The following is a 13,102-nucleotide window of genomic DNA, read 5'->3' as shown; positions in this document are numbered from 1 at the left end:
AGGGTTTCAAGGCTGGCCGTAGTCGCGGGCGCCGAACAGGGCCGTACCAACGCGGACCCAGGTGGCGCCCATGGCAATGGCCGACTCAAGGTCGTGGCTCATGCCCATGGAAAGTGTGTCGAGCGGCAGGTTCAGGCTGGCTTGCAAGTGCTGCACGGCAGCAAAAGCGGCATCCTGGGCGGCGCGATCTTCAGTCGGCTCGGGAATTGCCATCAGCCCGCGCAGCTTTATGCGAGGCAAGGCGTTGATGGCATTGGCCAAGGCCGGCAGGTCGGCCGGGGTGCAGCCGGATTTGCTGGCTTCACCGCTGACGTTGACCTGGATGCAGATGTTCAGTGGCGGCAAATCGGCAGGGCGTTGTTCGGACAGGCGTTGTGCGATTTTCAAGCGATCCACGGAGTGCACCCAGTCGAAGTGCTCGGCGATAGCGCGAGTCTTGTTCGATTGAATGGGGCCGATGAAGTGCCAGATCAAGGGCAGGTCGGCCAGTTCGAGCTGTTTGCCCAGGGCTTCCTGCAGGTAGTTCTCGCCAACGTCGCGCAGGCCGGCGGCATAGGCTTCACGCACGGCTTCGGCGGGTTTGGTCTTGCTCACGGCCAGCAGTTGAACGCTGTGCTCATCGCGCCCGGCAGCCAGGGCGGCGGCGCGGATGCGTGAACTAACCTGAGCAATGTTGTCTGCTATCGTGGACATTCAATGTGCGCCAGCGGTCTGAAGGTTCGCGGCATTCTACTGGAATTGAGGAGCGCTATGGATATCACTGAGCTGCTGGCTTTCAGCGCTAAACAGGGCGCATCCGACCTGCACTTGTCAGCTGGCCTGCCCCCGATGATCCGTGTCGACGGCGATGTGCGGCGCATCAACCTGCCGGCCCTGGATCACAAACAGGTTCAGGAGCTGATCCACGACATCATGAACGACACCCAGCGGGTGGACTTCGAGAAACACCTGGAAACTGATTTTTCCTTCGAAGTGCCCGGTGTGGCGCGTTTTCGGGTGAATGCGTTTAACCAGAACCGGGGCGCCGGGGCGGTGTTCAGGACCATTCCATCGAAGGTCCTGAGCATGGACGACCTCGGCATGGGCGAGGTGTTTCGCAAGATCACCGATGCGCCGCGCGGGCTGGTGCTGGTCACCGGGCCGACCGGTTCCGGCAAGTCCACCACGTTGGCGGCGATGATCGACTACCTGAACAGCCATCGCCATCACCACATCCTCACCATCGAAGACCCGATCGAGTTTGTCCACGAATCGCGCAAATGCCTGATCAACCAGCGCGAGGTGCATCGCGATACGCGCAGCTTTGCCACGGCCCTGCGCTCGGCCCTGCGCGAAGACCCGGACGTGATTCTGGTGGGGGAGATGCGGGACCTGGAGACCATTCGCCTGGCGCTGACCGCTGCCGAGACCGGGCATCTGGTGTTTGGCACGCTGCACACCACGTCAGCGGCGAAAACCATCGACCGGGTGGTGGATGTGTTCCCGGGGGATGAGAAGTCGATGGTGCGGTCGATGCTGTCGGAATCGTTGCTGGCGGTGGTGTCGCAGACACTGGTGAAGAAGATCGGCGGCGGGCGGATTGCGGCGCACGAGATCATGTTGGGCACGTCGGCAATCCGTAACCTGATCCGCGAGGACAAGGTGGCGCAGATGTACTCATCGATTCAGACGGGAGGATCGCTGGGGATGCAGACGCTGGATATGTGCTTGAAGGAGTTGGTGACCAAGGGCTTGATCAGTCGCGAGCATGCGCGGGACAAGGCACGGTCGCCGGATAACTTCTGAGGAGGAGGTGATCACTCCCACGCAGAGCGTGGGAGTGATCATCCCGGGTCAGGCCCGGGATTTCATCAGCGCTGTACGACGCGCATCTGATTCGGTTCTTTTGGCAGAACCCGCTTGGCAACCACGTAGTGTTTTTCCCAGTACGGTTTCTTCAGCGTATCGATGCTCACCGACTTGCCACGGCGGGGCGCGTGGATGAAGCGGTCATTGCCCAGGTAGATGGCAACGTGATTGACTCGACGGCTTTTGATGTTGAAGAAAATCAGGTCGCCGGGCTTCAGTTCGTCGCGATCGACTTTCTCGCCATGACCGCTGGCCATGGCATTGGAAGTGCGCGGCAGGTCAAACGTAGCGTCGTTGAACGCGTATTTCACCAGGCCACTGCAATCGAACCCTTTACTTGGGCTACTGCCGCCCCAACGGTAGGGAGTACCGAGGACGTTGACGGCGCGGCTCAGCACATTGCTGCTTTCCTTGCTCGCCATCGGCGGTACAAGTTTGCTGTTGGCGTTGCTCGGTTCGCTCGACAGTTTTGCAGTTTGTTTGCTTTTGTTCGAAGGAGCAGAAGCATGGGATTTTGGGGTGTAACCATTAACGTTTGGAAGACGTTGCTCACGATTGGTGGCGTGGGCGGCCAGTGGCATCAAAAGGCAAATGGTTAGCCATGTCTTGAAAAATGGACGCATTAGGCAGGGCTCGAATGGGTGAACGCGCAACTTTATAACAGCTTTTTTTACCCTTCCGAGGCCGTTGGTCGATTCAACCTGGTGGCCATTTGAACCAAACAAGCGGCAGATTGACGCAATTGTCGGACAGAAGTCAGGTGCTATAAGGCTTTGACGGGACCCACGGTAGCATTTGCCATACGTCGGCTACCTGTAAAAAAGTCACAAAGATTTAAAGAATATTTCTCTATCGTGTGAATCGAGGTCATTCATGAACAGCTATCAACAGTCGGCCGCGCATCAGGATACTCACAGTAAAGTGATCGGGTATCTGCTGTGGATTTTTGGTTTTACCGGGGCCCACCGCTTCTATTACGGCAAGCCTGTGACCGGGACGATCTGGTTCTTCACCTTTGGTTTGCTGGGGATTGGCTGGCTGATCGACGTATTTCTGATCCCGGCTATGGACCGTGAAGCTGACCTTCGGTTCACCGCTGGGCCTATCGAGTACAACGTGGCGTGGATTCTGCTGACGTTTCTAGGGGTGTTCGGCGTGCACCGGATGTATCAGGGGAAGTGGATCAGCGGCTTGCTGTACCTGGTGACGGGCGGGTTGTTCTTTGTGGGGGTGCTGTATGACTTCTGGACACTGAATGACCAGGTTTCGCTGCGAAACGCCCAGAATAAGAGCGCTTTCTAAGACGCCATCGCGGGCAAGCCCGCTCCCACAGTGGTTTTGTGTGGACACAAATTTTGCGACCAGCCAATAACCCTGTGGGAGCGGGCTTGCCCGCGATTGGAACGACGCGGCCTTAAGCCTGGTGGCTAATCCGCCCATCCACCAGTGTGTAGCGCACTACACCCGGCAGGGTATGCCCAATAAACGGGCAGTTTTCACCCTTGGACAACCAGGTTTCACCCGCCACCGTCGACGCTGTCGGGTCGAACAGCACGATGTCCGCCGGCCCGCCGACCGCCAAACGACCTGCCGGCAAGCGCAAGGCCTCGGCCGGGCCGGTGCTCAAACGCGCCAGTAACGTCGACAGGTCGAGCAAACCATCTTCCACCAGCGTCATCGCCAACGGCAGCAGCAATTCAACACTGCTGATGCCCGGCTCCGTGGCGCCGAACGGCGCCAGTTTGGCGTCCAGCTCGTGTGGCTGGTGATGGCTGGAAATGGCCGAGATTACACCCGATTTCACCGCCTCACGCAGGCCATCGCGGTCGGCGCGGGTACGTAGCGGTGGCTGGACATGATAGAGGCTGCTGAAGTCGATCAAGGCTTCATCCGTCAGAATCAGCTGATACAGGGCGACATCGGCGGTCACCGGCAGCCCGCGGGCCTGGGCCTGGGCGATCAAGGCAACGCCGCGAGCGCTGGTGAGCTGGCTGAAGTGCGCGCGCACGCCGCTCTGCTCGACCAACAGCAGATCGCGGGCCAGGGCCACGGTCTCCGCGGTTTCCGGTATGCCCGGCAAGCCGAGGAAACTGGCGGTAGGGCCTTCATGGGCCAGGCCACCTTCGGCCAGATCATGGTCCTGGGAATTGAAAATCACCGTCAGGTCGAATGTCGCCGCGTATTCCAGCGCCCGGCACAGGGTGCGGGTATTGCGAAAGCTCTCCAGGCCATTGCCGAAGGCCACGCAACCGGCATCGCGCAGCGCAACGAGCTCGGCAAGCTGTTCGCCGTCCAGGCCTTTGCTCAGGGCGCCAATCGGGAACACTTTGGTGTTGCCGGCTTCACGCGCGCGGTCGAGGATCAGTTCGGCCACGGCCGAAGTGTCCAGCACCGGTTTGGTTTTCGGCGGGCAGCACAGGCTGGTGACGCCACCGGCGGCGGCGGCGCGGGTTTCGCTGATGATCGAGCCTTTGCGGCTGTAACCCGGCTCGCGCAGGGCGACGTTCAGGTCAACCAGGCCGGGAGCAGCCACGAGGCCATGGGCGTCGATTGTGTCGACGGCGACAAAACCGGCTGGCGCAGCGCCAAGGGCGACGACTTTGCAGGCTTCAATGTGGATATCGGTTACTTGATCCAGCCCCGTGGCTGGATCGATCACGCGGGCGCCGAGAATACTGAGCTTCACTGGGCGTTCTCCTGCTCGAATTGACGTTGCGCAGTCTGCCCGCTCATGGCCATGGACAGCACGGCCATACGAATCGCAATACCGTAGGTGACCTGGTTGAGGATCACCGAGTGCGGGCCGTCGGCCACCGCCGACTCGATTTCCACCCCACGGTTGATCGGCCCCGGGTGCATGACGATGCAGTCGGGTTTAGCGCCGGCCAGGCGTGCGGTGGTCAGGCCGAACAGGCGGTAGAACTCGCCTTCGCTCGGCAGCAGGCCGCCGGCCATGCGCTCGCGCTGCAGGCGCAGCATGATCACCACGTCGACGTCTTTCAGGCCTTCGGTCATGTCGGTGTAAACCTTCACGCCGTATTGCTCGATGCCGATGGGCAGCAGGGTTTTCGGCGCGATCACGCGGATGTCCGGGCAACCCAGGGTTTTCAGGGCCAGCATGTTCGAGCGCGCCACCCGCGAGTGCAGGATGTCGCCGACGATGGCCACCGAGAGATTTTCAAAACCACCCTTGTGCCGGCGGATGGTGAGCATGTCGAGCATGCCCTGCGTCGGGTGCGCGTGACGGCCGTCGCCGCCGTTGATGATTGCCACTTGCGGGCACACATGCTCGGCGATGAAGTGCGCGGCGCCGGAGTCGCCGTGGCGCACGACGAACATGTCGGCGGCCATGGCCTCCAGGTTGCGCAGGGTGTCGAGCAGGGTTTCGCCCTTGCTCGCCGACGAGGTCGACACGTTCAGGGTGATCACGTCCGCCGACAGCCGCTGGGCCGCCAGTTCGAAGGTGGTGCGAGTGCGGGTCGAGTTTTCGAAGAACACGTTGCACACGGTCTTGCCGCGCAGCAACGGGACTTTCTTCACGGCCCGGGCGCCGACTTCGAGGAACGAGTCAGCGGTGTCGAGGATTTCCGTCAGCAGCTCGCGGCGCAAACCGTCGAGGGAGAGGAAGTGGCGCAGCTGGCCCTGATCATTGAGCTGCAGCGGGCGCTTGGTATCTAGAGGCGTCATCGCGAGGGGACTCTCAATAGGGCGGATTAAAGGGCGAGGTCTTGCAGTTCAAGCTTGAGTTCGGGGCCGGAAAGCTTCACTCGTTCATGGGCGGCCAGCGACAGCGTCGCGCCAACCACGTTCGGGCGGATTGGCAGTTCGCTGGCGTCCAGGTCCAGCAGGCAGACCAGCGTTACGCTGGCCGGGCGGCCGTAGTCGAAGAGTTCGTTCATGGCGGCGCGGATGGTCCGGCCGCTCATGAGCACGTCGTCGATCAGCACCAGATGCTGGCCTTCGATCTCGAATGGCAGTGCCGACGGGCGAACCTGTGGGTGCAGGCCGTTCTGGCTGAAGTCGTCGCGGTAGAAGGACACGTCCAGCGTACCGAGCGGCGAATCGCTGCCCAGTTCTTCGAGCAACGCCTGGGCGACCCAGACGCCGCCGGTACGGATACCGATATAACGCGGTTCGCTGATGCCACGGTGTTCCAGGTGTGCCTTGAGACGGATCGCCATCTGGCTGATCAGTTCGGCGGGATTGGGCAGGCTCATGGTTGCTCCTTCTTGGGCCCGAGCCGGGTTCTGCGGGTGTGACGCCTGGCTCGGGTTGTCGCTAAGTAGAGACGCTTGCTGCGCCTCTTCAGGATTCGAACAATGCGGTGTTTTCGTCGAGCCAGCCTTGCAGCAGCAGGGCGGCGGCGATGGCGTCCACCGGGTTGTCGCGGTAACTGCCTTTTTGCCCGCCACGATCACGTCGTTCGCCTTTGGCTTCAAACGTGGTCAGGCGTTCATCGTGGGTATAGAAAGGCAGGTTGTAGCGGCCGTTGAGACGGCGGGCGAATTTTTCCGCGCGCAGGCACATGTCGCTTGGGGTGCCATCCATGTTCAAGGGCAGGCCCACCACCACTGCGTCGGGTTTCCATTCTTTGATCAGGGCTTCGACCTGATTCCAGTCCGGAACGCCGTTCTGCGCTTTCAACGTACACAACTCGCGGGCCTGGCCGGTAATCACCTGGCCGACCGCGACGCCGATCTGTTTGGTGCCGTAGTCGAAACCCAATATCAGGCGCAGGGCCATCAGGCGTGCCCCGCCTGGCTGGTGAGCAGGCTGAGGTTGACGCCCAGATGCTTGGCCGCCGCTTCCAGACGCAATTCGCTGCTGGTGTTGAACAGGATGTCGGCGTCGAACGGGCAGGTCAGCCAGGCGTTCTGAGCCAGTTCGGCGTCCAGCTGCCCGGCTTCCCAACCGGCGTAGCCGAGGGCAATCAGGCTTTTCGCCGGGCCGACACCGTCGGCAATGGCAAACAGTACGTCTTGAGAGGTGGACAGGGACAGATCGCCTTCCAGATCAACGGTCGCCTGATAACTCTGCCCTTTGGGGTGCAGGACAAAACCGCGATCCGTCTGCACCGGGCCGCCGATGAAAATCGGCACATGCCGACACAGCGGTGGGGGCTCGATGTCCGGGCGCAGTTGCTCAAGGATCTCGGCCAGGTTCAGGTCTTGCGGGCGGTTGATCACCAGCCCCATGGCACCATTGGCCGTGTGCTCGACGATGTAGGTCAAGGTGTGCGCAAAGTTCGGGTCGGCCATGTGAGGCATGGCGATCAGGAAGTGATGCTTGAGGTAGCTGGGGCTGACATTCTTCATGAGCGCTAGTGTGGCGTTGGAGGGGCGAACTGACAAGCTGGGGATGCACGGGAAATGCCCCGATTTTCCCCGGCAACAGAGATCATTGTGGGAGCGGGCCTGCCCGCGAAGGCGTCAGGTCGGTCGACATTTATGCTGAATGTGCCGACCTCTTCGCGGGCAAGCCCGCTCCCACAGGGGGATATGCAGTGTTCAATTGCTCGAGAGGCGGTCGCCGCGGGCAAATTTCCAGGTGCGGATGATTTCCAGCCGGTCGATGTCCGACAGATCCCCGGTAAACGGCGCAAACGGGGCCGCGAGCCGCACGATCCGCTGTGCCGCCTGATCCAGCAGCGGCTGCCCGGACGACTCCAGCACCAGCACTTCATACAACGAGCCGTCCCGGTTGATCGAAACCATCAAGCGCAAATTGCCGTAAATCTGCTTGCGTCGGGCTTCGTCGGGGTAATTGAGGTTGCCGATGCGCTCGACCTTCTTGCGCCATTCGTCCTTATACCAGGCGCCTTTGTCGCGCATGGTCGAAGCCGCGCTCAAGCGGTGAATGCGCGGGCGCTTGGCGTACAGCTGTTGTTCATTGGCCAGTTCCGCTTCGAGGCTGGCGATGTCGCTGGACAGCTGGGCACTGTCAAACGTCGGCGCGGCCACGGCAGGCTTGGCCTGTGGCTTGACCTCTTCGTTCTTGGCCGGCGCTTTTTTAGGTTGGGGTGCGACGGTAGTCACGGCTGCCTTGGGCGCTGCTTCCTGTACTTCAGGCTTGGCGGCGGGCGGTGGCGTGACTTTCTGCACTTTGTTGTCCTGGAACGGCGCGACCTCGGTGGTCTTGGGAATCGCTTTTTTATCCAGGGTGCCGCTGCCTTGCTGATTTTCCTGGGCGAGGAAATCGGCTTTTTCGGGCTTCTTTTCGCTTTTGAAGGTGGCGAGGGTGATTTCCAGGGTTTTGCTGATGGTTTTGGGTTCGACCATCGTAAAGCCGACGCCCAACAGCAAGGCCAGGTGAATCAACGCCGCGAGAAACAGGGTAAAACCGAGGCGATCGGCCGGGCGCACGCCACGATGGGCGAGTTCAGCAGGCAGATCGGACGGGAGGGTCATGGCAAGAAAACCAACATCGCGTTTTTCACAGGCCGCGCATGATAACGCAATGTTGGTGATTGCTTGGCTGTTCTATATCAACGAGCCTTGAGCTTCTGATCGATGGCATCCATCAGCAGGCCGCCGATGTCGGTGCCAAAGGCGTTATCGATTTCGCGGATGCAGGTCGGGCTGGTGACGTTGATTTCGGTCAGGTGCTCACCGATCACGTCCAGGCCAACAAACAAAAGACCTTTTTCACGCAGGGTAGGGCCCACTTGTGCCGCGATCCAGCGATCCTTCTCGGTCAATGGACGGGCTTCGCCACGACCACCGGCGGCCAGGTTCCCACGGGTTTCTCCGGCGGCCGGAATGCGCGCCAGGCAGTAATCCACCGGCTCGCCGTCGATCATCAGGATGCGTTTGTCGCCGTCCTTGATCGCCGGCAGGTACGCCTGGCCCATGATCTGCTGGGCGCCCAGCGCCGTCAGGGTTTCCAGGATCACCGACAGGTTCGGATCGCCAGCGCGATGACGGAAGATCGACGTGCCACCCATGCCGTCCAGCGGCTTGAGGATCACGTCGCCGTGCTTGGCGGCGAATTCACGCAACACATCGGCGCGACGGCTGACCACGGTCGGTGGTGTGCACTGCGGAAACAACGTGGCGAACAGTTTTTCGTTGCAGTCACGCAGGCTCTGCGGCTTGTTGACCACCAGCACGCCGGCGCTTTCGGCTTGTTCCAGCAAATAGGTGGAGTAAACGAACTCCATGTCGAACGGTGGATCCTTGCGCATCAGGATCACGTTCAGATCGCTGAGCGGCGCATCGCTCTCGGCGCCCAGTTCGAACCATTTTTCCGGGTTGGCGAACACTTGCAGCGGACGCATCCGCGCACGGGCCTGGCCTTCGCCCTGGTACAAATCGCGCTGTTCCATATAGAACAGTTCCCAGCCGCGCTTCTGCGCGGCCAGCAGCATGGCCAGCGAGCTATCCTTTTTATAGGAGATGCTGGCAATGGGGTCCATGACAATCCCGACGCGAACGCTCATGGGTTTTTCCTCGAATTTGGGTGGTCCGAATGGACATGAAAAAGTGGCGTCAGAGTGGCGCTGAGTGTGTTCCCGGTCAAGGAAAAACCATCGTGCAAGTCGGCCGATAGATTGGTTTTGGAGACTGTGCTAAAAAGGCTGCCATGTCATGCTGGCCCTTGAGTATCAAGGGTTTCGAGCGCAAACGGACAATTTGTTTCGCAAAGGCGACGGTAGAGCATTTATGGATCAGCATTCCAGCGCCTTGAAGGTCATGGTGATCGACGATTCGAAGACGATTCGTCGCACCGCCGAAACGCTGTTGAAGAATGTGGGTTGTGAAGTCATTACGGCCATCGACGGTTTCGATGCGCTGGCCAAGATTGCCGATAACCATCCCGGCATCATCTTTGTCGACATCATGATGCCGCGTCTGGATGGCTATCAGACCTGCGCTTTAATCAAGAACAATAGTGCGTTCAAGTCCACGCCAGTGATTATGCTGTCGTCCAAGGACGGGCTGTTCGACAAGGCCAAGGGGCGCATCGTTGGCTCCGACCAGTTTTTGACCAAGCCTTTCAGCAAGGAAGAACTGCTGAACGCGATCCAGGCCCATGTTCCGGGCTTCGCCGCCGTTTTGCCGCAGTAGGACACGCACAGTGACGCTCGGCCAGCGGGCCCGGCGTCGACAAGAATGGGGAAGACCATGGCTCGTATTCTGATCGTCGATGATTCGCCGACCGAAATGTACAAACTGACCGGCATGCTGGAAAAGCACGGTCACGAAGTGTTGAAAGCCGAAAACGGCGCCGACGGCGTGGCCCTGGCCCGCCAGGAAAAACCCGACGCGGTGCTGATGGACATCGTCATGCCTGGCCTCAACGGCTTCCAGGCGACTCGCCAGCTGACCAAAGACCCGGAAACCGGGCACATCCCGGTGATCATCATCACCACCAAGGATCAGGAAACCGACAAGGTCTGGGGCACGCGCCAGGGGGCCAAGGATTACCTGACCAAACCGGTCGACGAAGAAACCCTGATCAAAACCCTGAACAACGTGCTGGCCGGTTGAACGTCCGCCCATGACTGAATCGCTGACGGCTTTCGAGCTGCTGCTGCAGATCGATCAGCGCTGTCGTCTGCTGGCGGCGGATTTGCCGTCCCAGCCGACCCGACAGGACAGCTGGAGCGGCATTGGTTTCCGCTTGGGCGAGGACTGGTACGTCGCGCCGATGGGCGAAGTCAGCGAAGTCCTGCATGAACCGCGCTTCACCCAATTGCCGGGCGTCAAACCCTGGGTCAAAGGGGTGGCCAACTTGCGTGGGCGATTGCTGCCGATCATGGACCTGGGTGGTTTTTTTGGCCACGAAGCCTCGGCTGTGCGCAAGCAGCGGCGCGTGTTGGTGGTGGAACATAACGAAATTTTTGCCGGGTTGCTGGTCGACGAAGTCTTCGGCTTGCAGCACTTTGCCCAGGACAGCCTGCAGCCGGTAGATCATTTGAACGGGCCAATGTCGGGCTTCGTCAAAGGCCGGTTTCAGCGAGAGCAGGCCTGGCAGGTGTTCAGCCCGTTTGCGCTGGCGCAGTCACAAAGCTTTATGCATGTAGCGGTGTAATCCCCGGACCCTGTAGGAGCCGGGCTTGCCCGCGATGCAGACGGCGCGGTCTCACTTTGGACCGGGGTGATGCCATCGCGGGCAAGCCTTGCTCCTACAAGGGCGAGTAGTGAATTGGGCAGGACAGGCGAGGACCGATGACAAAAGCACAAACAGGCAAGCCAGAAGGATCGCGCAGTCGTTCGCAGATCATCGTGCTGTTTATCGCGCTGATCGTGTTCATCATGCTGCTGTTCGCCAATTTCGCTTACCTCAATACCCAAGCCACGTACGACAAACAGTACATCGGCCACGCCGGCGAGCTGCGGGTGCTGTCCCAGCGCATCGCCAAAAATGCCACCGAAGCTGCCGCTGGCAAAGCGGCCGCGTTCAAGTTGCTCAGTGATGCGCGCAACGACTTTGCCCTGCGTTGGGGATACCTGAAGAAGGGCGACCCGGCCACCGGCCTGCCGCCAGCGCCGTCCACCGTACGCCCGGAAATGCGCGCCGTGCAGCTCGATTGGGAACGCTTGCTGAAAAACACCGACGCCATCCTCTCCAGCGAGCAGACGGTGCTGTCGCTGCATCAGGTCGCGGCGACCCTGGCCGAAACCGTGCCGCAGTTGCAGGTCGAGTACGAGAAAGTCGTCGAAATCCTCCTGCAACGCGGCGCACCGGCCGCGCAGGTGGCGATGGCCCAGCGCCAATCGCTGCTGGCCGAGCGCATTTTGGGCGCGGTGAACACCGTGCTGTCCGGCGACGAAAACTCGCAGCAGGCCGCCGACGCCTTCGGCCGCGATGCCGCGCGTTTCGGCCAGGTGCTCAACGGCATGCTTCAGGGCAATGTGGCGCTGAGAATCAGCCAGGTCGAGGACCGCGATGCTCGCGCTCGCTTGAGCGAGATTTCCGAGCTGTTTGAATTCGTCTCGGGCTCGGTGGATGAAATCCTCGAAACCTCCCCCGAATTGTTCAAGGTCCGCGAGTCGGCCACCAATATATTTACCCTGTCGCAAACCTTGCTCGATGAAGCCTCGCACTTGGCCACCGGGTTCGAGAACCTTGCTGGCGGGCGCAATACCGACACCATCGGCGGTTACGTGCTGGGCCTGCTGGCGCTGATGTCGATCATCCTGATCGGGATGGTGATGGTGCGCGAAACCAATCGTCAGCTTCGGGAAACCGCCGAAAAGAACGAACGTAACCAGAGCGCGATCATGCGGCTGCTGGACGAAATCGAAGACCTGGCCGACGGCGACTTGACCGTCACCGCCTCGGTGACCGAAGACTTCACCGGGACCATCGCCGACTCGATCAACTATTCCGTGGACCAATTGCGCGACCTGGTGGCGACCATCAACCTCACTGCCGGCCAGGTGGCCGCCGCCGTGCAGGAAACCCAGGCCACCGCCATGCACCTGGCACAAGCCTCGGAGCATCAGGCGCAGCAGATCTCCGAAGCCTCGACGGCGATCAACGACATGGCCCAGTCCATCGATCAGGTCTCGGCCAATGCCGCCGAGTCGTCAGCGGTGGCCGAGCGTTCGGTGGAAATTGCCAACAAGGGCAACGAAGTGGTGCACAACACCATCCACGGCATGGACAACATTCGCGAGCAGATTCAGGACACCGCCAAGCGCATCAAGCGTCTGGGCGAGTCCTCCCAGGAAATTGGCGACATTGTCAGCCTGATCGATGACATTGCCGACCAGACCAACATACTTGCGCTCAACGCGGCGATCCAGGCATCGATGGCCGGTGACGCCGGGCGCGGTTTTGCCGTGGTGGCCGACGAAGTCCAGCGCCTGGCCGAGCGTTCATCCGCCGCGACCCGGCAAATCGAAACCCTGGTGCGGGCGATCCAGACGGACACCAACGAAGCGGTCATTTCCATGGAGCAGACCACCACCGAAGTGGTGCGGGGAGCGCGTCTGGCGCAGGATGCCGGTGTGGCCCTGGAAGAAATCGAAGGCGTATCGAAGACCCTCGCGGCGTTGATCCAGAGTATTTCCAATGCTGCGCAGCAACAAACGTCTTCGGCCGGGCAGATTTCCCTGACGATGAACGTGATTCAACAGATCACCTCGCAGACCTCGTCCGGTTCCACCGCCACTGCCGAGAGCATCGGCAACCTGGCTAAAATGGCCAGTCAGCTGCGGCGTTCGGTGTCCGGTTTCACCTTGCCGGCCGCCAAGGCGCAGGCGGCGGACAAGGCTTGAACCGGCCACAGGCGTATGATTTTTGA

Annotated in this window: 15 protein-coding genes; 6 read left to right on the top strand and 9 right to left on the bottom strand. The window is 60.7% G+C overall.

The features are described 5' to 3' along the window. Positions 1-6: 6 nt before the first annotated feature. Entirely contained in the window at positions 7-693 is a 687-nt protein-coding gene (locus AB4N76_RS12140) for a YggS family pyridoxal phosphate-dependent enzyme (RefSeq protein ID WP_046029739.1), read from the bottom strand. A 57-nt stretch (positions 694-750) separates the two neighbouring features. Between AB4N76_RS12140 and AB4N76_RS12135 the strand changes: the two genes are divergently transcribed. Then, on the top strand, positions 751-1,785 hold the full coding sequence (locus tag AB4N76_RS12135; protein ID WP_046029740.1) for a type IV pilus twitching motility protein PilT: 1,035 nt from the start codon (positions 751-753) through the stop codon (positions 1,783-1,785). Between the two features lie 65 nt (positions 1,786-1,850). Here the strand turns inward: AB4N76_RS12135 and AB4N76_RS12130 are convergent, their stop codons facing one another. After that, the gene (locus AB4N76_RS12130) at positions 1,851-2,471 is read right to left on the bottom strand and encodes a C40 family peptidase (RefSeq protein ID WP_046029741.1); all 621 of its coding nucleotides are present in this window, start codon (positions 2,469-2,471) and stop codon (positions 1,851-1,853) included. 250 nt (positions 2,472-2,721) lie between these two features. Here AB4N76_RS12130 and AB4N76_RS12125 point away from each other — a divergent pair, with 250 nt between their 5' ends. Next, positions 2,722-3,150: an NINE protein gene (locus AB4N76_RS12125; RefSeq protein WP_077431105.1), complete on the top strand. Its 429-nt coding sequence runs from the start codon at positions 2,722-2,724 to the stop codon at positions 3,148-3,150. Positions 3,151-3,262: 112 nt separating this feature from the next. Here AB4N76_RS12125 and AB4N76_RS12120 read toward each other — a convergent pair whose 3' ends face one another. The 7 genes from AB4N76_RS12120 to gshB all read right to left on the bottom strand — a co-directional run bounded on the left by AB4N76_RS12120 (position 3,263) and on the right by gshB (position 9,286). Further along, on the bottom strand, positions 3,263-4,534 hold the full coding sequence (locus tag AB4N76_RS12120; protein ID WP_460164487.1) for a dihydroorotase: 1,272 nt from the start codon (positions 4,532-4,534) through the stop codon (positions 3,263-3,265). Continuing rightward, on the bottom strand, positions 4,531-5,535 hold the full coding sequence (locus AB4N76_RS12115) for an aspartate carbamoyltransferase catalytic subunit (protein WP_046029744.1): 1,005 nt from the start codon (positions 5,533-5,535) through the stop codon (positions 4,531-4,533). The genes AB4N76_RS12120 and AB4N76_RS12115 overlap by 4 nt, the downstream gene beginning before the upstream one ends. Positions 5,536-5,561: 26 nt before the next feature. Continuing rightward, positions 5,562-6,065, bottom strand: a complete 504-nt coding sequence (pyrR, locus tag AB4N76_RS12110; RefSeq protein WP_046029746.1) for a bifunctional pyr operon transcriptional regulator/uracil phosphoribosyltransferase PyrR — start codon at positions 6,063-6,065, stop codon at positions 5,562-5,564. A gap of 88 nt (positions 6,066-6,153) precedes the next feature. Further along, the gene (ruvX, locus tag AB4N76_RS12105; RefSeq protein ID WP_003195067.1) at positions 6,154-6,591 is read right to left on the bottom strand and encodes a Holliday junction resolvase RuvX; all 438 of its coding nucleotides are present in this window, start codon (positions 6,589-6,591) and stop codon (positions 6,154-6,156) included. After that, the gene (locus AB4N76_RS12100) at positions 6,591-7,163 is read right to left on the bottom strand and encodes a YqgE/AlgH family protein (protein ID WP_046029751.1); all 573 of its coding nucleotides are present in this window, start codon (positions 7,161-7,163) and stop codon (positions 6,591-6,593) included. Before AB4N76_RS12100 ends, ruvX begins: the two co-directional genes overlap by 1 nt. Positions 7,164-7,355: 192 nt before the next feature. Next, positions 7,356-8,255 carry an energy transducer TonB gene (locus AB4N76_RS12095; protein ID WP_077431107.1) on the bottom strand — a complete coding sequence of 300 codons (900 nt, stop codon included), beginning with the start codon at positions 8,253-8,255 and terminating at the stop codon, positions 7,356-7,358. Between the two features lie 77 nt (positions 8,256-8,332). Beyond that, on the bottom strand, positions 8,333-9,286 hold the full coding sequence (gene gshB / locus AB4N76_RS12090) for a glutathione synthase (RefSeq protein WP_046029757.1): 954 nt from the start codon (positions 9,284-9,286) through the stop codon (positions 8,333-8,335). A 223-nt stretch (positions 9,287-9,509) separates the two neighbouring features. Here gshB and pilG point away from each other — a divergent pair, with 223 nt between their 5' ends. The 4 genes from pilG to AB4N76_RS12070 all read left to right on the top strand — a co-directional run bounded on the left by pilG (position 9,510) and on the right by AB4N76_RS12070 (position 13,076). After that, the gene (gene pilG, locus AB4N76_RS12085; RefSeq protein WP_027926573.1) at positions 9,510-9,914 is read left to right on the top strand and encodes a twitching motility response regulator PilG; all 405 of its coding nucleotides are present in this window, start codon (positions 9,510-9,512) and stop codon (positions 9,912-9,914) included. A 57-nt stretch (positions 9,915-9,971) separates the two neighbouring features. Continuing rightward, the gene (pilH, locus tag AB4N76_RS12080; protein WP_008068134.1) at positions 9,972-10,337 is read left to right on the top strand and encodes a twitching motility response regulator PilH; all 366 of its coding nucleotides are present in this window, start codon (positions 9,972-9,974) and stop codon (positions 10,335-10,337) included. A gap of 10 nt (positions 10,338-10,347) precedes the next feature. Continuing rightward, on the top strand, positions 10,348-10,881 hold the full coding sequence (locus AB4N76_RS12075) for a chemotaxis protein CheW (protein ID WP_460164486.1): 534 nt from the start codon (positions 10,348-10,350) through the stop codon (positions 10,879-10,881). A 137-nt stretch (positions 10,882-11,018) separates the two neighbouring features. Beyond that, positions 11,019-13,076 carry a methyl-accepting chemotaxis protein gene (locus AB4N76_RS12070; protein WP_046029762.1) on the top strand — a complete coding sequence of 686 codons (2,058 nt, stop codon included), beginning with the start codon at positions 11,019-11,021 and terminating at the stop codon, positions 13,074-13,076. Positions 13,077-13,102 lie beyond the last annotated feature (26 nt).

The sequence above is a fragment of the Pseudomonas sp. S2_F03 genome, assembly GCF_054668335.1.
This window is presented reverse-complemented; position numbering and strand designations above follow the sequence as displayed.

Excerpts from the sequence above, each read along its gene's own strand:
- AB4N76_RS12140 (WP_046029739.1), bottom strand. The coding sequence starts at position 693 with ATGTCCACGATAGCAGACAACATTGCTCAGGTTAGTTCACGCATCCGC.
- AB4N76_RS12135 (WP_046029740.1), top strand. The coding sequence starts at position 751 with ATGGATATCACTGAGCTGCTGGCTTTCAGCGCTAAACAGGGCGCATCC.
- AB4N76_RS12130 (WP_046029741.1), bottom strand. The coding sequence starts at position 2,471 with ATGCGTCCATTTTTCAAGACATGGCTAACCATTTGCCTTTTGATGCCA.
- AB4N76_RS12125 (WP_077431105.1), top strand. The coding sequence starts at position 2,722 with ATGAACAGCTATCAACAGTCGGCCGCGCATCAGGATACTCACAGTAAA.
- AB4N76_RS12115 (WP_046029744.1), bottom strand. The coding sequence starts at position 5,535 with ATGACGCCTCTAGATACCAAGCGCCCGCTGCAGCTCAATGATCAGGGC.
- pyrR (WP_046029746.1), bottom strand. The coding sequence starts at position 6,065 with ATGAGCCTGCCCAATCCCGCCGAACTGATCAGCCAGATGGCGATCCGT.
- ruvX (WP_003195067.1), bottom strand. The coding sequence starts at position 6,591 with ATGGCCCTGCGCCTGATATTGGGTTTCGACTACGGCACCAAACAGATC.
- AB4N76_RS12100 (WP_046029751.1), bottom strand. The coding sequence starts at position 7,163 with ATGAAGAATGTCAGCCCCAGCTACCTCAAGCATCACTTCCTGATCGCC.
- AB4N76_RS12095 (WP_077431107.1), bottom strand. The coding sequence starts at position 8,255 with ATGACCCTCCCGTCCGATCTGCCTGCTGAACTCGCCCATCGTGGCGTG.
- gshB (WP_046029757.1), bottom strand. The coding sequence starts at position 9,286 with ATGAGCGTTCGCGTCGGGATTGTCATGGACCCCATTGCCAGCATCTCC.
- pilG (WP_027926573.1), top strand. The coding sequence starts at position 9,510 with ATGGATCAGCATTCCAGCGCCTTGAAGGTCATGGTGATCGACGATTCG.
- pilH (WP_008068134.1), top strand. The coding sequence starts at position 9,972 with ATGGCTCGTATTCTGATCGTCGATGATTCGCCGACCGAAATGTACAAA.
- AB4N76_RS12075 (WP_460164486.1), top strand. The coding sequence starts at position 10,348 with ATGACTGAATCGCTGACGGCTTTCGAGCTGCTGCTGCAGATCGATCAG.
- AB4N76_RS12070 (WP_046029762.1), top strand. The coding sequence starts at position 11,019 with ATGACAAAAGCACAAACAGGCAAGCCAGAAGGATCGCGCAGTCGTTCG.